This window comes from Synechococcus sp. TAK9802 (genome assembly GCF_014279535.1).
GTDB lineage: Bacteria > Cyanobacteriota > Cyanobacteriia > PCC-6307 > Cyanobiaceae > Parasynechococcus.
This window is the reverse complement of sequence record NZ_CP047937.1, coordinates 2,047,883-2,065,335: the sequence shown is the minus strand read 5'-3', so window position 1 is coordinate 2,065,335 and position 17,453 is coordinate 2,047,883. Positions and strand designations below refer to the sequence as shown.

The following is a 17,453-nucleotide window of genomic DNA, read 5'->3' as shown; positions in this document are numbered from 1 at the left end:
AATCAGTTTTTCAGCAGCAGTCGTTCCCCTGGTCTTGGATCGGTCCAGGAGCTGCTGGCCGGCAGCTGGGCACCAGTGCTGGCCACGGATCCTTTCATTTGCAGGGCCCGACTCAAGGCGCCGCCAAAGCGCACGTCACCGCCGGAGGTGCTGGCGAGCACCGTGGTGGGTTGGAAGCGTTCCACCAGTTGCGGCACCACGGAGCAGCCCTTAACAAAGGCTCCAAGCGCCGGCAGCCCCAGATCCACCATCGGCGTGATCACGGCATCCAGTGGCTGTGGCTCCAGGGCTGGATCCAGAAAGCCGTGGGGTTCGAGATAGAGCGATCCGGCCGGATGCTCGAGCAGATAACCGTTTTCCACCATTGGCACCGGTGCACCGGCGCTGGCGCGCACCTGCAGGCCCTGGTGGTTAATGCTCTCTCCGGGGGAGAGGGTTTTCACGCTGGTGAAGCCCAGGCGTTCCACCACCCGTGCAGCCGCCGCTGATCCAATGACGGGCAGGTCCTTGGGGAGAAGCGCCAGGGTTTCCGGATGGGCGTGGTCCGCGAGCCCCTGGGTGAGCAACAGCAGGTTCAGCTTCTCGGGCGCCTTGCGCTCGCAGGGCAGTTCCCCTTTGAGCAGCCATTCCCCGGGGGGGAAGCTCAGGCTGCCGCGCAACCAGGGATCCACCAGAACGCGGAGATCATCGAATTCGAGCAACCAGCCATTGGCTCCGTAGTACGTGGCGGCCAGGGTCATGACGGGCTTTGCTGCCGCTCGCGGCAGTCGCTGCAGAGACCAAAGAATTCAAGCGTGTGAAACAGGAGATCGAAGCCTTTGCGACCGTCTTCGGGCACCTCCAGGTCGTGAATCGGGCAGTGGTCGAGCGCCTGGGTCTTGCCGCAATCGACGCAGGTGAGGTGGTGGCGATCCCGCTCCAGCGGCGCATAGAGCGCCTCGCCATTGGGCAGGTGGCGGCAGCGCACCAGGCCCCGTTGCTGCAGCTGGCGCAGATTCCGGTAGACCGTGGCAAGGCCCATGGCCTGTTCGGGCTCCAGGCTGCGGTGCAGCTGCTGACCGCTCATCTCATCACCACAGGCCTGCAGGTTCGCCAGCAAGACCTTCTGGCGGGCATTGATCTGGGTGGCAGGGCGGCGAGTGGCCATGGTTTCAAAGGGCGACCAACCAGCAGCCACTCAACATCACAGCGTGGGATTCAGCCACCAATCAGCTGCTCGCTCAAGCTCCAGAGCCGCTGCCGTTCGGCAGGTTGGTTCGCTGCTGGAGCCACACGGCAGAGCGCCGGTGCACCCCGCAAGCCGCCGAACTGCTCAGGGCCGTAGTGCTCGCCACCCTGAGCAGTCGCCGCGGTGGCGGCATGCAGTTGGGGCAGGGAACCCATGCCGGCGCTTTGGAACAAGGGATCCATCAGCCGGTAGACCAGAGCCTCGAAACGGTTGCCGACGCTGGCGATTGCGGTGGGTTGTAGGTCTGTGCGCGCGATGCCGGGATGGGCAGCCAGGGAGCGGATGGGGCTGCCCTGCTCGCGCAGGCGTGCATCCAGCTCAAGGGCAAACATCACGTTGGCGAGTTTGCTTTGGCCATAGGCGCCATAGCGGTCGTAGCTCTTGCTCCAGCTGGGATCGTCCCAGCGGATCTTGCCGAAGTACTGCGCTCCGGAGGTCACCGTCACCACGCGGGGATCGGGCCGGTTCTGTAGCAGCGGCAGCAAAGCCTGGGTCAGGGCCATGTGCCCCAGGTGATTCACCCCGAACTGCAATTCATGCCCCTGGGCGGTGGTGCGGCGCGGCGGTGCCATCACGCCAGCGTTGTTGATCAGCAGATCAAGGCAGCCGTAGCGCTCCCCGACGGTGGCCACCGCCTGTTGCACGCTGGTCAGGTCCGCCAGATCCAGGTCCACCAGATCCACCGCTCCCCCATCGCGCTCCTGCAGCAACTCCTGCTTGGCCCTCTCGGCTTTGCGGGGGCTGCGGCACGCCAACACCACGGTGGCACCGCAGCGTTTCAAGGCGCGCGCTGTTTCCAGGCCCAGGCCGCTGTTGGCTCCAGTGATCAGGGCGATACGGCCCTGCTGGTTCGGGATGTCAGCCGTGGACCAACCCATCGCGTCATCTGAGCCTGGGCTCAGTCCTCAGGGAAGAGCAGCTCGGCCAGTTCGTCGGCGTCCACGTCGTAGACGCGGGCCAGGCTCGTTTCGATGGCGTTGGTCACCTCACCCGGCAGGAAGCGCATTGAGTTGAGGGCGTCCTCGGCGATGTCGTCGGTGAGCAGCTTGTCGTCGCTGTCCAGCTTTTCGTCATTGATCACCGCCATCACCCAGCTCTGGTAGGCGTAGACCAGATCGGAGAACTCGAGTTCGGGATCGTTCAGGTCCAGGGCCATGGTGCGAATAGCCAGTCGCCCCAGTCTGACCTTTCGCAGGAGAGGATGAACAGCATGGATTCCGCTGATGCCACTGGCCTGCAGGCCACGCTGTTTGATTTTTCAATTGCTGAGCTGGTGCGGCAGCACCGGGAAAGCTTCCAACCCCTGTGGACGGCGGAAAGTTGGGTGAAGCTGCTGATCTGGTTGTCGCTGAATTGCGGCAGCTCCGGGGATGAAGCCGGCATGGCCCGGTTCGTCGAGGCGCTTGGGCCAAGCCTCACCACCCGGATGCGGCGGGTGTTCTTTGAGCGGGAGCTGGAGGCCCTCGATCTGCAGGTGATGGCCGATCCGGCTGAGCAGCAGGTGCTGGTGCTGCCGATGGGCCCGGGTGTTCCCCTGGATCTTGAGCGGGCTGCCACGGTGATCGAACAGGTGCAGTTGCAGGACCATGTGGTGGCTGACCGGTCGCGTTGGCAGCAGCTCGATGCTGTGGTGGCGATTCCTCGCTTGGAGGCCGCGGCATGAACCTGATCGGGCGCTACAGCAATCCCGGTTACGCCTCGGTGGCCGATGCGGTGTGTGAGTTCTTCGAGCGCCGGGTCGACTTACAGCGGCCTGGCGTGGCCTTCGGGCCCAAGGCTGAGGGGGAACCGGCGAAACAGAGCACCGACATCAGCCTGGTGGCGATTGATCGCTCGGAACCCGAATCCTTTGCCCTCTCGCAACTGATCCTGCGGGGGGTGACGGCCGGCTTGGAGCGCTATCTGCAGGAGCGGCCGTTGTTCCGGCAGTGCTGCCCGCAGCAGAGCCTGTTTGTGAATCCGATCTTCAACCTCCAGCACTACGCCCCGGGGGAAGGGTTCAAGCGATGGCACTGCGATTGGACCATCAGCGATGAGGCCACCGAACCGGAGCACCGGGTGCTGGCCTGGATTCTTTATTGCAACGACGTGGATGAGGCTGGCACCGAGTTCCATTGGCAGGACCACCACGAACCGGCGGAGCGGGGCAAGTTGGTGATCTTTCCGGCCGGTCCGTCCCACATTCACCGCGGACGGGTGAATGAGAGCGCCAGCAAGTTGATCGCCACCGGTTGGATCAACGCCGGACGCCAGGAGGACTACCTACGGCGTCTCGCCAGCTGAGTCGTTGGCAGGATCGCTGTCTGCTTCGGCCTGGAGCTGATTGGTGGGGCTGCCGATCCGGTGGGTTTGTTCCTTGGAGGGGGGCCATTCCATCGGATACACCTGGCGCTGGGGGAAGGGAATGCCGATGCCGTTCTTGTCGAACGCCGTCCAGATCGCCTGGCGGAGGTCGCTGCCGACCGCAAAAGCTTCCAGGGGATTGCGCACCCAGAACAGCAGTTTTTAGTTGATCGAGGAGTCTGCGAAATCCACCGTGAACGCCTGTGGTGGTGGGTACTGCAGCACCTTTTGCGACCATGGCTTGACTGAACTCCCTGCCTCCTGTGCCCGAACTGGCCAAGACCTACGACCCGGCTGGCACGGAGGCCCGCTGGCAGCAGGCCTGGGAGGACCAGGGAGCGTTCCATCCCGACCCGAAGGCCCCCGGTGAACCGTTCTCTGTGGTGATCCCGCCGCCGAACGTCACCGGCAGCCTGCACATGGGCCATGCCTTCAACACGGCCCTGATCGACACGATCGTGCGCTATCAGCGCCTGGCGGGAAAGAACGTTCTTTGCTTGCCCGGCACCGATCACGCCTCGATCGCGGTGCAAACGATCCTCGAGAAGCAGCTCAAAGAGGAGGGCAAGACCCGCCACGACCTCGGCCGTGAGGCGTTTCTGGAGCGGGCCTGGCAGTGGAAGGCCGAAAGCGGTGGCCGCATCGTGGGCCAGCTGCGGCGGTTGGGGTATTCCGTGGATTGGAAGCGCCAGCGCTTCACCCTTGATGAAGGTCTGAATGAGGCGGTGAAGGAGGCCTTCGTGCGGCTGCACGAGCAGGGGCTGATTTACCGCGGTGAATACCTGGTGAACTGGTGCCCCGCCTCCGGTTCGGCGGTGAGTGATCTGGAGGTGGAGATGAAGGAGGTGGACGGCCACCTCTGGCATTTCCGCTATCCGCTCAGCAGCGGCGACGGCCACCTTGAAGTGGCCACCACCCGGCCCGAAACGATGCTGGGCGACACGGCGGTGGCGGTGAACCCCACCGACGAGCGCTACGCCCATCTGGTGGGCCAGACCCTCACCCTGCCGTTCGTGGGGCGGGAGATTCCGATCGTGGCCGACGACCACGTGGAGAAGGAGTTCGGCACCGGCTGCGTCAAGGTGACGCCGGCCCATGACCCCAACGATTTCGCCATCGGCCAGCGCCACGGTCTGCCCCAGATCACGGTGATGCGCAAGAACGGCACGATGAACAAGGAGGCCTGCCAGTTCGAGGGGCTTGATCGCTTCGAGGCTCGCAAGGCCGTGGTGGCTGGCCTGGAGGAGCTGGGGCTGCTGGTGAAGGTGGAGGACTACCGCCACAGCGTTCCTTATTCCGATCGCGGCAAGGTGCCGGTGGAGCCGCTGCTCTCCACCCAGTGGTTTGTCAAAACCGACCCCCTGGCGGCTCGCTGTCGTGAGGCCCTCGAGAAGCAGGACCCCCGTTTCATCCCCGAGCGCTGGCAGAAGGTGTATCGCGACTGGCTCACCGATATCCGCGACTGGTGCATCAGCCGCCAGCTCTGGTGGGGCCATCGCATCCCCGCCTGGTTCGTGATCAGCGAGACCGGCGGCAAGTACACCGACACCACGCCCTACGTGGTGGCCCGCAACGAAGCCGAAGCCCTGGAGAAGGCCAAGGCGGAGTACGGCGCGGCGGCGGAGATCGAGCAAGACGAAGACGTGCTCGACACCTGGTTCTCCAGTGGCCTCTGGCCCTTTTCCACCCTCGGTTGGCCCGATGAAGACAGTGCTGACTTGCAGCGTTGGTACCCCACCAGCACCCTGGTGACGGGCTTCGACATCATCTTTTTCTGGGTGGCCCGGATGACGATGATGGCCGGCGCCTTCACCGGCGAGATGCCGTTTCAGGACGTCTACATCCACGGCCTGGTGCGGGATGAGCAGAACCGCAAGATGAGCAAGAGCGCTGGCAACGGCATCGATCCGCTGCTGCTGATTGACCGCTACGGCACCGATGCTCTGCGCTTCGCCCTGGTGCGGGAGGTGGCCGGTGCAGGTCAGGACATCCGCCTGGACTATGACCGCAAGAAGGACACCTCCGCCACGGTGGAGGCCTCGCGCAACTTCGCCAACAAGCTCTGGAACGCCACCCGCTTCGCCCTGATGAACCTGGGCGGCGAAACACCGGCCCAACTCGGTGAACCCGACCCCGCGGCCCTGCAGCTGGCCGATCGCTGGATCCTCTCCCGCCTGGCCCGGGTGAACCGGGAGACGGCCGAGCGCTACAGCAGCTATGGCCTGGGTGAAGCCGCCAAGGGGCTTTACGAGTTCGCCTGGAACGACGTCTGCGATTGGTATCTGGAGCTGAGCAAGCGCCGGCTCAACCCCGGTGAGAACCCCTCGACTGAGGCCCTCGCCGATCAGCAGGTGGCCAAGCAGGTGCTGGCCAAGGTGATCAGTCAGATGCACTTGATGCTGCATCCGCTGATGCCCCACCTCACTGAGGAGCTCTGGCACAGCGTCACCGGCGAGCCGGAGACCACCTTCCTGGCCCTCCAGCACTGGCCGGAGCTGGATGAGAGCGCTCTGGATGATGCGTTGGAAGCCTCGTTCGCTGAGCTGATCGGTGCCATCCGTGTGGTGCGCAACCTGCGCGCGGTGGCGGGCCTCAAGCCCTCGCAATCGGTGCCGGTGCGCTTCGTCACCGGCCGCGGCGAGCTGGCGGCTGTGCTCACTCAGGGCACGGCCGACATCACAGCCTTGACGCGAGCGGAGTCGGTGGTGGTGATGGCGCCGGCAGAGGCCGATGCGGCTCCGGTGGCCAAGGCCCTGGCGGGGGTGAGCGGTGAGCTGCAGGTGCTGCTGCCGATCGAAGGCCTCGTGGATCTCGATGCGCTGAAAGGGCGCCTGGAGAAAGACATCGCCAAGGCGGAGAAGGAGATCAAGGGCCTGGCGGGCCGGCTGGGCAACCCCAACTTCGCCGACAAGGCCCCGCCGGAGGTGGTGGCGGAATGCCAGGCCAACCTCGATGAGAAGCAGGCCCAGGCCGATCTGGCCCGCAAGCGCCTGGCGGATCTGAGCTGAGTCGGTGATTCGGGTTGAGGGGCTGAGCAAGATTTATCGGGTTGCCGAGAAGCAGCCCGGCTTGGCTGGCACCCTGCGCCATTTCATCCGCCGCCGCACTCGGGACGTCACCGCGGTGCAGGATGTTTCCTTCCGGATTGAGCCCGGAGAGATGGTGGGTTTTCTCGGTGCCAACGGCGCCGGCAAAACCACCACCTTGAAGATGCTCTGCGGCTTGATCCACCCCAGCGCTGGCGAGGTGCAGGTGGCGGGGCACCGGCCCCAGCGGCGCCAGGCGGAGTTTCTGCGCCGGATCACCCTGGTGATGGGGCAGAAGCAGCAACTGCTCTGGGACCTGCCGCCGATGGATTCGCTTCGGGTGAATGCGGCGGTCTACGGCATTCCCGATGCTGTGGCCCGGCGGCGGATCAAGGAGCTGGCCGATCTGCTGGAGCTGGGGGAGGAACTCACCCGGCCGGTGCGCAAGCTTTCCCTGGGCCAGCGGATGAAGGCCGAACTTTTGGCGGCGCTGCTGCATGAGCCGGAGGTGTTGTTCCTTGATGAACCGACCCTGGGGTTGGATGTGAATGCCCAGGCCCGGGTGCGGCAGTTCCTGGCGGAGTACAACCGCCGCACGGGGGCAACGGTGCTGCTCACCAGCCACTACATGGCTGACATCACGGCGTTGTGCCCGCGGGTGCTGCTGATCCATCAGGGGCGGTTGTTCCACGACGGTCCCCTGGAAGCGCTGGCTGATCAATTGGCACCGGAGCGGGAGGTGCGGCTCGAGTTGGAGTCGCCCGTTTCCGCCGATGACTTGGCGGGGTTGGGGCGTCTGGAGCAGCTGGAGGGCTGTGATGTGCGGCTGCTGGTGCCCCGCGATCAGCTCACCGCCGTGGTGGCGCAACTGCTGGATCGCTTCCCCGTTCGTGATCTGGATGTGACCGATCCACCGATCGAGGAGCTGATCGGTGGTCTGTTCCGGCAGGGGCGCGTCTGATGCGGATCTTCGGGCTGAACCGGCGGATCATCCGGGTGCTGCTGGGCTCCCAGTACGCCCACATGCTCGAGTACCGCGCCGAGATCGCCCTTTGGGCTTTGTCCGGGGTGCTGCCGTTCATCATGCTCAGCGTCTGGAGCGGCAGCGACGCGCGCTCAGGGCTGGGGCTGGATGGTGTAGCCCTGGATCGCTATTTCCTCAGCGCTTTTCTGGTGCGCCAGTTCTCGGTGGTGTGGGTGGTCTACGCCTTCGAGGAAGACGCCCTGCTGGGCCGGCTCTCTCCTTACCTGCTGCAACCGCTGCATCCGCTCTGGCGTTATGTGGCGGCTCACCTCGGCGAGCAGCTCACCCGTCTGCCCTTCGCGGCTCTGATCGCAGCGGTGTTTTTTGCGGTGCGGCCCCAGGCCTTCTGGTTGCCGTCGTTGGGGGGCTTCCTACTGGCCTGGCTGGCCACCTGGCTGGCCTTCGCCATCGCCTTTCTGTTTCAGAGCCTGATTGCGGCCCTCTGCTTCTGGAGTGAGAAGGCCAGTGCCTTGGAGCGTCTGCAGTTCATTCCCTTCCTGTTCCTGTCCGGTCTGCTGGCACCGCTCACGGCCTTTCCGCCGGCGGTGCGGGCCCTGGCCCAGTGGACGCCCTTCCCGTATTTGATCGACTTCCCGGCCCGGGTGCTGGCGGGCCAGCCGGTGGATCTGTTGGCGGGCTTCGGGGCGCAACTGGCCTGGATCGCTCTGCTGTTGCCGCTGGTGCTGCTGCTCTGGCGGGCCGGCGTGCGGCGCTACAGCGCCATGGGGGCCTGATGGGGCGCTACTGGCGAACCCTGCGTCGCTTCTGGGGTACGGCCGTGGCCGTGCAGCTGGAGTATCAGGCCAACGTGCTGATCGAGCTGTTGGCGGTGGCGATGAGCCTGAGCGGCAGCCTGTTCCTGCTCTCGCTGTTCTATGGCCCTGATCAAACGTTGGGGGGCTGGAGCTGGGCCCAGGCCCTGATGGTGCAGGGGCTTTACACGGTGTTCGATGGCATGGCCACCACCTGGTTGCGCCCCAACCTCGGGGCGATCGTTACCCATGTGCGTGAGGGCACCCTGGATTTCGTGCTGCTCAAACCGATCGACAGCCAGTTCTGGTTGTCGCTGCGCACGCTTTCGCCAGCGGGGCTGCCGGAGATCGGCCTGGGGCTTGGGCTTCTGGCCTGGGGCAGCCATCAGGCCGATGTGGTGTTCAGCCTGTCGTCTCTCTTCACCGTGCTGGTGATGCTGCTGGCCGGTGGCTTGATCCTCTATTCGCTTTGGTTTCTGATCGCCGCCACCAGCATCTGGTTCGTCAAAACCTGGAATGCCACTGAGGTGTTGCGGGCCCTGCTGGCCTCCGGCCGTTATCCCCTCAACGCCTATCCGCCTGCCCTGCGCCTGTTGTTCACCCTGGTGCTGCCGGTGGCCTTTCTCACCACGGTTCCGGCCCAGGTGCTGCTGGGTGAGGCCGCCGCACCGATGCTTCTGGCGGGCTTGGCTCTTGCGGTGCTGTTCTTTGCGGCGGCGCGGGCCTTCTGGCTCTTTGCCCTGCGCTTCTACACCTCAGCATCGAGTTAGTGCAATGCTCCACGCCATGTGTGGGTGATTTCGCTTGATCTCCTTGGTTCAGCACTGGCTGCCGGATGTGTTGGAGCTGCTGCGCTCCCCCGCTGGGGCTCTGCTGTTCATGCCGCTCTATGCCCTCTGGGTGACGCTGCTGCTGCCGGGGGTTTGGGCGTCGATGCTGGCCGGGGTGCTCTACGGCACCTGGCTTGGCAGTGGCCTGGTGTTTGTTGGGGCCTGTCTCGGGGCGGTGGTGGTGTTTCTGCTGGGGCGGTCGGTGCTGCGCGACTGGGCCCGGCGCCGGTTGGAGCAGCTCCCCAAGTTGCAGGCGGTGGAGCGGGCCGTGAGCAAGGAGGGCCTGAAGTTGGTGTTGCTGACGCGCCTCTCGCCCGCCTTCCCCTTCTCGCTGCTCAACCTGGCTTACGGCCTCAGTGAGGTGAGCCTGCGGGATTACAGCATCGGTTTGATCGGCATCCTCCCTGGCACGGTGCTGTTCTGCGGTTTGGGGGCACTGGCCGGCGATGTGGCCCGTTTCGGTGAGGTGCTGGGGGGTGAGGCGGATGCCGGCACCTGGGCGCTGCGGCTGGTGGGGGTGCTCGCCACGCTGGCCGTGGTCTGGCTGGTGAGCCGAGCGGCCCGGCGGGCGCTTCAGGATGTGGAGACGTCGCTCTGATCGGGATTGGGCAGACGCCAGTCCCGCAGGGCAGCGATCAGGATGAACCAGGCCAGGCGTGCGCGCTTGGCTGGGCCGGTGCGCTGCTGCAGCTCAGCCAACTTGGCCCGTCCGCAGTCGGTCTTGATCCAGCGGTGCAGGGCAGGTGTGGATGGGCTCATGGCTGCAGCAGGGCGGTGAGGTCGGCTTCGCTGAGCACCGTCACCCCGAGGCTCTCGGCTTTGGTCAGTTTGCTGCCGGCGGCTTCGCCCGCCACCAGGTAGTCGGTTTTCTTGCTGACGCTGCCGCTCACCTTGCCACCGGCCACTTCGATCAGCGCTTTGGCTTCGCTGCGGCTGAGGTTGGGGAGTGTGCCCGTGAGCACCAGGGTTTTGCCCCGCAGCACGCCGTCGGCGTCAGCTCCGGCTTGGCTGGCGGCCTCCTGTTCGGAGGCACTCGCCTCCAGGGAGAGCTCAACGCTGCGCAAGTCCTGCAGCAGCTGCTGGTTGGCAGGGGTGCGCAGCCATTGGCCGAGGCTGGCGCTGATTTCCGGGCCGATGCCATGTAGTTCGGCGATCTGCTCCGGGGACTCCAGCGCTGCTGCTGCCAGGCTGTCGATGCTGAAGAAAGCGGCCGCGAGGGCTTTGGCGTTGACCTCGCCGATGTGGCGGATGCCCAGGCCATAGAGCTGGCGATGCCAGGGCTGCTGTTTGGAGGCCTCCAGGGCCTCCACCAGGTTGGTGGCCGACTTGTCGCCCATCCGATCCAGGCTGGCGAGCAGGGCCGCATCCAAGCGGTAGAGATCGGCCAGCGAGCCCACCAGGCCGCGGTCCACCAGTTGTTCGATCAACTTGCTGCCGAGCCCATCCACATCCAGGGCACCCTTGCTCACCCAGTGCCGCAGGCCACCCCGCAGGATCGCCGGGCAGCTGCTGTTCACGCAGCGGGTGGCGGCTTCATCTCCCTCCCGCACCAGGTTGGAGCCACATTCGGGGCAGTGCTGCGGCAGTTGCACCGGGGTGGCGTCACTGGGCCTGAGCTCCGGCAGCACCCGCACCACTTCGGGAATGATCTCCCCGGCTTTGCGCACCACGATGGTGTCGCCCAGATGCAGATCCAGTTCTGCGATTCGATCGGCGTTGTGGAGGGTGGCGCGGCTGACGCTGGTGCCGGCCAGGGCGACTGCTTCGAATTCAGCCACGGGGGTGATGGCACCGGTGCGGCCCACCTGAGCACCAACGCGGAGCAGACGGGTGGGGGCTTCTTCGGCTGGGTATTTGAGGGCGATGGCCCAGCGCGGGGCCTTCTGGGTGAAGCCGGCTTCGTCCTGCAGCTGCAGGTCGTCCAGCTTCACCACCACGCCGTCGGTGGCATAGGGGAGGTCATGACGTCCCTGCTCCCAGTGGTCGCAGAAGCGCTGGATGGCGGCCAGGTCTTCGCAGCGTTCCCGGTTCGGGTTCACGCGGAAACCGGCCGTCTTCAGCCACTCCAGAGCCGCCCATTGGCCGGGGGGTTGGGCGTCACCCGGCAGGTGCAAGGTGTAAGCGAAGAAGTCGAGCCGGCGGGCGGCCACCACCTTCGGATCCAGTTGGCGCAGGGTTCCGGCGCAGGCGTTGCGGGGATTGGCGAACAGCGCTTCACCCCGTTGCTCCCGTTCGGCATTGATCGCCGCGAAGGTGGCATCAGGGATGAAGGCCTCCCCTCGCACTTCCACCCATTCCGGTGGGTTCTCGATCTGCAGCCGCAGCGGAATGGAACTGATCGTGCGCACGTTGGCGGTGATCTCTTCACCGCGGCTGCCATCGCCCCGGGTGGCGGCCCGCTCCAGCACCCCATTGCGGTAGCTCAGGGCCAGGGCGTTGCCGTCAATTTTCAGTTCCCCCACCAGGGGCAGGCGGGTGTCGCTGGGACGGTCCAGCACCTTGAGCAGCCGCTCGTGCCAGGCCTGCAAGTCGTCGCGGTTGAAGGCGTTGTCGAGGCTGAGCATGCCCACGCGGTGCTCAACGCTGGTGAACCCCTCCGCCGAAGCTCCGCCCACCCGCTGGGTGGGGCTGTCGGACCGCTGCAGGCCCGGATCGTTCTGTTCTAGTTCGAGCAGCTCGCGGTAGAGGCGGTCGTAGACCGCGTCCTCCATCACTGGCGCATCGAGAACGTAATAGGCGTGGCCGGCACGGTTGAGCAGCTGCCGCAGTTCCGCGGCCCGCTCGTGCGGATCAGCCATTGACCTGGTTGATGCGGGCAATGCGCCAGTTGTCGTCCACCTTGGTGAAGGTGAAGTCGAGGGGGAGCTCTTCGTCGCCTTCGGACTTCAGCTTCACGGTGAGGATCAAGTTGCCTTCCTGTACGCGGGGGCGGCCGGACTTGAGATTGCGGAACTTGTTCAGCTTCAGGCCCGCCAGGAAGCGGATGAACTGCTGGCGGCTCACGTGCTGGCGGTAGGCCTTGGTGGTGAGCAGGTAGGCGGCATCAATGCGGCCGGCAGCCACCTGGGTGAAGAACTGCTTGATCAGGGGATTGATGCCGCGGGCGTCGAGCACCAGCTTCACGGCGTTGTAGATCCAGTACCCCAGCAGGGTGAGACCCCCGGCCAGCAGAGCTTTGCTGCCGATCTCCCGCACCAGTCCCAGTTCCATCACCAGCTGTCAAAGCAGGGCCGAGTCTGACTGACCACGGCAGGATGGCGCTGATTCGGATCTCCTCCCCCCCGTTCTGTGCCTTTGCAGCCCCTGCTGCCACTGTTTCACCGCCTCAACCGGGAGCATTTCGGCGGTGCTTTGGTGGATGGGGGTCAGCCGCTGACGGCGGTGCGCTGGAGCGATGGCCGGATGAGCCGCACGGCGGGGTTCTATCGCCGTGGCCCCGGTGTGGGTGAGGGCCGCGGCAGCGAGATCGTTCTGTCGCGGCCGGTGCTTGAGCCCTTACCGCAGATCGCTACGGAAAGCACGCTCTGCCACGAGATGATCCACGCCTGGGTTGATCTGGTGCAGCGTCGCCGCGAAAGCCACGGGCCGCTGTTCCGGGCCCGGATGGCCGCCATCAATGCGGCCCAGAGCCGGTTTCAGGTGAGCATTCGCCACAGCTATCCCGTGCCGCCCCGGCCGCCCCGTTGGCTGGCGGTCTGTCCCCGTTGCGGCCGTCGCACTCCATGCCGAAGGCGCACACGTAATGCCGCGTGCCGGGCCTGTTGCGTCGAGCATTTCCATGGACGCTGGGATGCCAGCTGCGTGCTCAGTTATGTGGAGGCGGAGGGCTAGATGGAGGTGTTCTGGCTCACCCTGGAGTGCGGTGGTGTGGTGATTGTGTTGCTGGGATTGCAGCGGGAACAGTGGTTGCGCCGCCGCCGTCGGTAACGTCAGGGGATGGAGGAGCGTTTCGATCGGTTGGACCGGTTCCGTGATCAGCGGGATCGCCGTCTTGACCAGTTCTTGGAAACCGGCCGTCAGCTCGTCGATGGGGTGTCCGGTCGTCGACCAGGACAACGGCCTGGAGGGCGGCGCTCCGGTTTGGATCTCGATTCGGTGGGCCGCTGGGTCGGCGAAAAGGTCGAGTGGCTGTTGGAGGAGGACGACGACTGGCAGGAGCCCTGGCAAGAGGCTGGCCGTGGTCGGCCAGAGCCTGCACGTTCGATGCGTTCCGCCCGTCGCCCCCTTGATGCGATCTCCCGCCGCAGCCGCCGCGGAGCAGCAGCGCAGACTCCAGCGCCCCCATCAACGCCACCTGTGGCTCAGGAGTTCAACGCAGCAGACCAGGGCGAGTGGCCGGAGGACGACAGCTTCCGGGTGCAGCGCTGGTCGCGCTCTGCCCAGCCGGCAGCTCGTCCGGAACCCGAAGCCGCGCCCAATCCCACCGGCTCCCGCCGGGCCTTGCCGCGCTCCAGCCGCCGCCGGATCGACTAATGCCTCGCGTGCAATGAGCGTGGGCTGACCCGGTAGCGGCAACCCCGTGCAGCGAGCTGATGGTTCACATCCTCGAGCAGTTCTCCGGGCATCTCTTCCGCCATCTGGTCGGCTGTGGCCGTGATCGATGGGGATCCCACCTGCAGGGCTTCCAGTAGTTGGGTCCACTGCTCCACTTGCAGGCTTCGGCTCATCGGCTCATAGCCCTTCTGTTCCAGCAGCTCGCTGCAGACCGTGCGGTTCCAGAGCACGGTGCGTCCCTGGCCATGGGGGCCGGTCTGCATGGCGGCATTGGCGTCAAGGGCGCTTTGGGTGGGGCGACCCCGCCTGTCACGCCAGCCTTGATTTTCGAGGGTCTTGCCGCAGTGAATCGCCGAAATGCCGTAGATCCGACCGAGGTCGGTAAGGCTGAGCCAGGAGGTGGTGGCAGCCATGACACGGTGCACCGAATTGGGTACATCTTCCTGTGAGCACAACCAATGGCAAGTTGTCAAGTGCAAATCCCAACAAACCCGCAGGTTTGTTCATGAATTTTGTTGAAACTCCTGGCGCAGCGTGGGTCCGAGCCAGGTTTCGAGTTGCGGGCTGAACACTTCGCGAATCACGGTGAGGGCCTTGCCCTGGCGGAAGAAGCGGTAATGGCGACTCCAGTAGGGGCCGCGATGGCCAAAGGTCTGGTCGAGCCAGTCACCCTCCACCAGTGCCAAGCCATCCACCTCACGGAACAGCTCGGAGCGCCCTTCGGTGAGGCTTTTCCAGATCGGCTGGTTGCGGTCCCGCAGGTGCCAATCCGCCTCGGCCTGGTTCCACCAGCTTTCGGCCCAGGCCAGCGGGGTGCCGCCGCAGGTGAGCCACACCTGGCGGCGCAGCAGTGGTGCCATCAATTCCTTCACCTCCTCCGGTGCCCCGGGGTGGTCGGTCTGGTCGGCCTCCATGGCGATCAGATCCACGGCAACGGGCGAACCGGTGAGCAGGCGCAGGTGGCGGGTTGGGCTGCCATCGCCCAGCAGCATCAGCCGCCAGGGGCCGGGCAGTTGACGCGGCCCCTCCGCTGAGAGCACAGCATCGGTGGGGGCTTGCCAGAGCTGGTGCGGGGATGGGTGAAGACGGGGGGTTGGGTTCAGAACAGCCCTCCCACCGAGAGGGTTTGGCGTTGGCCGTTGCGGCTGATCACGGCACCGCTGTCGGTGACCTCGCTGAGCACCCAGCCGCTGCTGCCGATCGCTTCACCGATGCCGGCGGACACCGATCCCTGCCCCAGTTGAAAAATGGCGGAACTGCTGCCACCGGGGCCCTTCACCACACCGGTGAGTTGCGGGATCGGTCCCATCGGTGCCAATGCCTGATCGCTGCCCAGGGGCTCAACCGTCAACGGCTGTTGGATCGGTGGTTGTTGGATCGGCACGGTCAGCGGTTCGAGGCTTTGGATGGCAAGGGAGGCCTCCTCGGGCGTTGCCATCTTTTCGGCGCGGTTTTCTTGGGCCGTCACTTGCTCGCGCAGCTTCTCGATCAGGGTGGCGTTTTGCTTCCGTTCCAGCTCCAGGCGGGAGCGTTGCAGGCTGCTCACCAGCCAGGCGCTGCAGATCACCCCGGCAACGGCGATGCCACTGATCAGCGGCAGCAGCCAGGTGGAGGGGGAGCGGCGTTCGCTGGATTCGGTTGGCTTGGTTGTTGGTTCGTGCACATCCACATCCACCGGCACCAGGTGCGGCTGGCTTGGGGCAGTGACCGTCTCGCGGTCGAACACGTTGTCCATCACCTGCTCAGCCCGCAGGTTCCAATAGGCACGTGAGGTGGGAACCCGGGCTGACACTGCAGAGGTTTCAGGAGTCCAACGCTATCGAGCTTCTGCGGTGGGGGCGAGGGGTTGGCGTTCCCTTTGCTGCAGTTCCAGCCACATCAGCAGGGCGGTGATGTCGGCTTTGCTGACGCCAGGGATGCGGCTGGCCTGCCCCAGGGTGCTGGGTTGAATCGCCGTGAGCTTTTCCCGGGCTTCGTTGGAAAGAGTGCCGATGCCGGCGTAGTTGAGATCGGCCGGCAGTTTGCGCTGGCTCTGGCGTTTCACCTGATCGATCTGCTGCTGCTGCCGTTGCAGGTAGCCGCTGTATTTGATGTCGATCTCCGCCCCCTCGCGCACGGGCAGGGGCAGATCGGCATCAGCCAGGCCATGGCGCACCAGATCGGCGGCGTGCATGCCGGGCCGGCGCAGCAGGTCGGCCAGGGTGATCGAGCCTTTGATCGCTGCACCGGTTTCCTCTTCCACTGCCGGGGCCACTGGATCGCTCACCTTGAGCCGCACGGTTTCCAGCCGCTGCTTTTCGCCCTCCATCGCCTGGAGTTTGTCTTCGAACAGCTGCCAGCGCCGGTCGTCGATCAGGCCCAGCTCACGGCCCAACGGTGTGAGACGGCGGTCGGCGTTGTCGCCCCGCAGGATCAACCGGTATTCGCTGCGGCTGGTGAGCACCCGGTAGGGCTCGCGCAGGTCTTTGCTCACCAGATCGTCGATCATCGTGCCGATGTAGCTGCCTTCGCGGGGGAAGTGCACCGGCTCCTGGCCGCCGATCAGCCGGGCGGCGTTGACGCCAGCCACCAGGCCCTGGGCGGCGGCTTCCTCATAGCCCGTGGTGCCATTGAGCTGGCCGGCGCTGAACAGCCCGCGCACCCGCTTGGTTTCCAGGGAGGGCTTGAGCTGGGTGGCGGGCAGATAGTCGTAATCCACCGAGTAAGCCGGTCGCAGCATCACCGCTTGCTCCAGGCCCGGCAGGCTGCGCAGCAGTTGCAGTTGGATCGGTTCGGGCAGGCCGGTGGAGAAGCCCTGCACATAGATCTCCGGGGTGTCGCGCCCCTCCGGCTCGAGGAAGATCTGGTGGCTGTCCTTGTCCGCAAAGCGAACGATCTTGTCTTCGATTGAGGGGCAATAGCGCGGACCTTTGCTGTCGATCACACCGCCGTAGATGGCGGTGAGGTGCAGGTTGTCGCGGATCAGCTGATGGGTTTCGGCGGTGGTGCGGGTGATGTGGCAGCTCATCTGCTCACCGCTCACCCAGGCGGCCGGGTCAAAGGAGAAGAAGCGATCGGCCGCATCGCTCGGCTGCTCCTCCAGTTGATCGAGGGCGATGCTGCGCCGGTCCACCCGGGCAGGGGTGCCGGTTTTGAGCCGGTCGGTCTGAAAGCCGAGTTGCTGCAGCGCTTCGGTGAGGCCTTCGGCAGCCTGTTCACCGGCGCGGCCGGCAGCCATCGATTGATGCCCCACCCAGATGCGGCCGCCGAGGAAGGTGCCGGCGGTGAGGATCACCGCTTCAGCGCCATAGACGCTGCCGAAATAGGTACGGATGCCGCTGATGCGTTGCTGCTCGCCCTCCCCGGTGGTTTCCAGGCCGGTCACCATCGCTTCGCGCAGGGCGAGGTTGGGGGTGTGCTGCAGCAGTTGCAGCATCTGGCGGGAATAGAGACGTTTGTCGGTCTGGGCGCGCAGGGCCCAAACCGCGGGGCCGCGGCTGGCGTTGAGGATGCGCTTCTGGATGGCGGTGGCATCGGCCAGGCGACCGATCACCCCACCGAGGGCATCAACTTCATGGACGAGCTGGCTTTTGGCGGGGCCGCCGACGGCCGGGTTGCAGGGCTGCCAAGCGATGCGGTCGAGATTGAGGCTGAACAGGGCGGTGTTCAGGCCCAGGCGGGCGGCCGTAATCGCCGCTTCACAGCCTGCATGGCCGCCGCCGACCACGATCACGTCGAAGGATTCGGTGGGGGAGGCGCTGAAGCTCATGCCTCCAT

Annotated in this window: 20 protein-coding genes and 1 pseudogene; 9 read left to right on the top strand and 12 right to left on the bottom strand. The window is 65.5% G+C overall.

From position 1 onward, the window contains the following. Window positions 1-2: 2 nt before the first annotated feature. From SynTAK9802_RS11845 to SynTAK9802_RS11830, 4 genes are read right to left on the bottom strand one after another with little or no spacing between them, the layout of a single operon-like run. Window positions 3-740: an MBL fold metallo-hydrolase gene (locus tag SynTAK9802_RS11845; RefSeq protein ID WP_186496445.1), complete on the bottom strand. Its 738-nt coding sequence runs from the start codon at window positions 738-740 to the stop codon at window positions 3-5. Next, on the bottom strand, window positions 737-1,147 hold the full coding sequence (locus SynTAK9802_RS11840; RefSeq protein WP_114987764.1) for a transcriptional repressor: 411 nt from the start codon (window positions 1,145-1,147) through the stop codon (window positions 737-739). Before SynTAK9802_RS11840 ends, SynTAK9802_RS11845 begins: the two co-directional genes overlap by 4 nt. Before the next feature lie 50 nt (window positions 1,148-1,197). Beyond that, entirely contained in the window at window positions 1,198-2,106 is a 909-nt protein-coding gene (locus SynTAK9802_RS11835; RefSeq protein ID WP_186496443.1) for an oxidoreductase, read from the bottom strand. A gap of 20 nt (window positions 2,107-2,126) precedes the next feature. Beyond that, complete coding sequence (locus SynTAK9802_RS11830; RefSeq protein ID WP_006852028.1) at window positions 2,127-2,384, bottom strand: hypothetical protein; 258 nt, start codon at window positions 2,382-2,384, stop codon at window positions 2,127-2,129. 54 nt (window positions 2,385-2,438) lie between these two features. Here SynTAK9802_RS11830 and SynTAK9802_RS11825 point away from each other — a divergent pair, with 54 nt between their 5' ends. Further along, window positions 2,439-2,891, top strand: a complete 453-nt coding sequence (locus tag SynTAK9802_RS11825) for a protein phosphatase (protein ID WP_186496441.1) — start codon at window positions 2,439-2,441, stop codon at window positions 2,889-2,891. Beyond that, window positions 2,888-3,511 (top strand): 2OG-Fe(II) oxygenase, encoded by a 624-nt coding sequence (locus tag SynTAK9802_RS11820; RefSeq protein WP_186496439.1) that lies wholly within the window; start codon window positions 2,888-2,890, stop codon window positions 3,509-3,511. Before SynTAK9802_RS11825 ends, SynTAK9802_RS11820 begins: the two co-directional genes overlap by 4 nt. On the opposite strand, the pseudogene SynTAK9802_RS11815 reads toward SynTAK9802_RS11820, so the two are convergent. Beyond that, a pseudogene (locus tag SynTAK9802_RS11815) lies at window positions 3,491-3,799 on the bottom strand (mechanosensitive ion channel protein); the annotation flags it as partial. The gene SynTAK9802_RS11820 and the pseudogene SynTAK9802_RS11815 overlap by 21 nt on opposite strands. Before the next feature lie 35 nt (window positions 3,800-3,834). On the opposite strand from SynTAK9802_RS11815, the gene SynTAK9802_RS11810 reads away from it, so the two are divergent. From SynTAK9802_RS11810 to SynTAK9802_RS11790, 5 genes are read left to right on the top strand one after another with little or no spacing between them, the layout of a single operon-like run. After that, window positions 3,835-6,579, top strand: coding sequence for a valine--tRNA ligase (locus SynTAK9802_RS11810; protein ID WP_186496437.1), 2,745 nt, complete (start codon window positions 3,835-3,837; stop codon window positions 6,577-6,579). Window positions 6,580-6,583: 4 nt separating this feature from the next. After that, on the top strand, window positions 6,584-7,558 hold the full coding sequence (locus tag SynTAK9802_RS11805) for an ATP-binding cassette domain-containing protein (protein ID WP_186496435.1): 975 nt from the start codon (window positions 6,584-6,586) through the stop codon (window positions 7,556-7,558). After that, window positions 7,558-8,355, top strand: a complete 798-nt coding sequence (locus SynTAK9802_RS11800) for an ABC-2 family transporter protein (RefSeq protein WP_114987738.1) — start codon at window positions 7,558-7,560, stop codon at window positions 8,353-8,355. The genes SynTAK9802_RS11805 and SynTAK9802_RS11800 overlap by 1 nt, the downstream gene beginning before the upstream one ends. Continuing rightward, complete coding sequence (locus SynTAK9802_RS11795; RefSeq protein ID WP_186496433.1) at window positions 8,355-9,143, top strand: ABC transporter permease; 789 nt, start codon at window positions 8,355-8,357, stop codon at window positions 9,141-9,143. Before SynTAK9802_RS11800 ends, SynTAK9802_RS11795 begins: the two co-directional genes overlap by 1 nt. 34 nt (window positions 9,144-9,177) lie before the next feature. After that, window positions 9,178-9,801: a TVP38/TMEM64 family protein gene (locus tag SynTAK9802_RS11790; RefSeq protein ID WP_115009843.1), complete on the top strand. Its 624-nt coding sequence runs from the start codon at window positions 9,178-9,180 to the stop codon at window positions 9,799-9,801. Here the strand turns inward: SynTAK9802_RS11790 and SynTAK9802_RS11785 are convergent. From SynTAK9802_RS11785 to SynTAK9802_RS11775, 3 genes are read right to left on the bottom strand one after another with little or no spacing between them, the layout of a single operon-like run. Further along, window positions 9,777-9,962: a hypothetical protein gene (locus tag SynTAK9802_RS11785; protein WP_115009844.1), complete on the bottom strand. Its 186-nt coding sequence runs from the start codon at window positions 9,960-9,962 to the stop codon at window positions 9,777-9,779. The genes SynTAK9802_RS11790 and SynTAK9802_RS11785 overlap by 25 nt on opposite strands. Continuing rightward, on the bottom strand, window positions 9,959-12,001 hold the full coding sequence (ligA, locus tag SynTAK9802_RS11780; RefSeq protein WP_186496431.1) for an NAD-dependent DNA ligase LigA: 2,043 nt from the start codon (window positions 11,999-12,001) through the stop codon (window positions 9,959-9,961). Before ligA ends, SynTAK9802_RS11785 begins: the two co-directional genes overlap by 4 nt. After that, window positions 11,994-12,413 carry a hypothetical protein gene (locus SynTAK9802_RS11775; protein WP_114987734.1) on the bottom strand — a complete coding sequence of 140 codons (420 nt, stop codon included), beginning with the start codon at window positions 12,411-12,413 and terminating at the stop codon, window positions 11,994-11,996. Before SynTAK9802_RS11775 ends, ligA begins: the two co-directional genes overlap by 8 nt. A 78-nt stretch (window positions 12,414-12,491) precedes the next feature. Between SynTAK9802_RS11775 and SynTAK9802_RS11770 the strand changes: the two genes are divergently transcribed. After that, the gene (locus tag SynTAK9802_RS11770; protein ID WP_115009846.1) at window positions 12,492-13,034 is read left to right on the top strand and encodes a SprT family zinc-dependent metalloprotease; all 543 of its coding nucleotides are present in this window, start codon (window positions 12,492-12,494) and stop codon (window positions 13,032-13,034) included. Window positions 13,035-13,139: 105 nt separating this feature from the next. Next, window positions 13,140-13,676, top strand: coding sequence for a hypothetical protein (locus tag SynTAK9802_RS11765; protein ID WP_186496429.1), 537 nt, complete (start codon window positions 13,140-13,142; stop codon window positions 13,674-13,676). On the opposite strand, the gene SynTAK9802_RS11760 is transcribed toward SynTAK9802_RS11765, so the two are convergent. The 4 genes from SynTAK9802_RS11760 to mnmG form a co-directional block, all read right to left on the bottom strand. Then, entirely contained in the window at window positions 13,673-14,110 is a 438-nt protein-coding gene (locus tag SynTAK9802_RS11760) for a hypothetical protein (protein ID WP_186496427.1), read from the bottom strand. The two genes, SynTAK9802_RS11765 and SynTAK9802_RS11760, sit on opposite strands and share 4 nt — an antisense overlap. Before the next feature lie 90 nt (window positions 14,111-14,200). Next, entirely contained in the window at window positions 14,201-14,800 is a 600-nt protein-coding gene (locus SynTAK9802_RS11755) for a chorismate lyase (protein ID WP_170950531.1), read from the bottom strand. Next, window positions 14,797-15,489, bottom strand: a complete 693-nt coding sequence (locus SynTAK9802_RS11750; RefSeq protein WP_255487765.1) for a pilus assembly protein PilZ — start codon at window positions 15,487-15,489, stop codon at window positions 14,797-14,799. The genes SynTAK9802_RS11755 and SynTAK9802_RS11750 overlap by 4 nt, the downstream gene beginning before the upstream one ends. 24 nt (window positions 15,490-15,513) lie before the next feature. Then, window positions 15,514-17,445, bottom strand: coding sequence for a tRNA uridine-5-carboxymethylaminomethyl(34) synthesis enzyme MnmG (mnmG, locus tag SynTAK9802_RS11745; RefSeq protein ID WP_186496425.1), 1,932 nt, complete (start codon window positions 17,443-17,445; stop codon window positions 15,514-15,516). Window positions 17,446-17,453: the final 8 nt, after the last annotated feature.

Bases quoted from the DNA above. Each gene is read 5' to 3' on its own strand.
- SynTAK9802_RS11845 (WP_186496445.1), bottom strand. From the start codon at position 740: ATGACCCTGGCCGCCACGTACTACGGAGCCAATGGCTGGTTGCTCGAA.
- SynTAK9802_RS11840 (WP_114987764.1), bottom strand. From the start codon at position 1,147: ATGGCCACTCGCCGCCCTGCCACCCAGATCAATGCCCGCCAGAAGGTC.
- SynTAK9802_RS11835 (WP_186496443.1), bottom strand. From the start codon at position 2,106: ATGGGTTGGTCCACGGCTGACATCCCGAACCAGCAGGGCCGTATCGCC.
- SynTAK9802_RS11830 (WP_006852028.1), bottom strand. From the start codon at position 2,384: ATGGCCCTGGACCTGAACGATCCCGAACTCGAGTTCTCCGATCTGGTC.
- SynTAK9802_RS11825 (WP_186496441.1), top strand. From the start codon at position 2,439: ATGGATTCCGCTGATGCCACTGGCCTGCAGGCCACGCTGTTTGATTTT.
- SynTAK9802_RS11820 (WP_186496439.1), top strand. From the start codon at position 2,888: ATGAACCTGATCGGGCGCTACAGCAATCCCGGTTACGCCTCGGTGGCC.
- SynTAK9802_RS11800 (WP_114987738.1), top strand. From the start codon at position 7,558: ATGCGGATCTTCGGGCTGAACCGGCGGATCATCCGGGTGCTGCTGGGC.
- SynTAK9802_RS11795 (WP_186496433.1), top strand. From the start codon at position 8,355: ATGGGGCGCTACTGGCGAACCCTGCGTCGCTTCTGGGGTACGGCCGTG.
- SynTAK9802_RS11785 (WP_115009844.1), bottom strand. From the start codon at position 9,962: ATGAGCCCATCCACACCTGCCCTGCACCGCTGGATCAAGACCGACTGC.
- ligA (WP_186496431.1), bottom strand. From the start codon at position 12,001: ATGGCTGATCCGCACGAGCGGGCCGCGGAACTGCGGCAGCTGCTCAAC.
- SynTAK9802_RS11775 (WP_114987734.1), bottom strand. From the start codon at position 12,413: ATGGAACTGGGACTGGTGCGGGAGATCGGCAGCAAAGCTCTGCTGGCC.
- SynTAK9802_RS11765 (WP_186496429.1), top strand. From the start codon at position 13,140: ATGGAGGAGCGTTTCGATCGGTTGGACCGGTTCCGTGATCAGCGGGAT.
- SynTAK9802_RS11760 (WP_186496427.1), bottom strand. From the start codon at position 14,110: ATGGCTGCCACCACCTCCTGGCTCAGCCTTACCGACCTCGGTCGGATC.
- mnmG (WP_186496425.1), bottom strand. From the start codon at position 17,445: ATGAGCTTCAGCGCCTCCCCCACCGAATCCTTCGACGTGATCGTGGTC.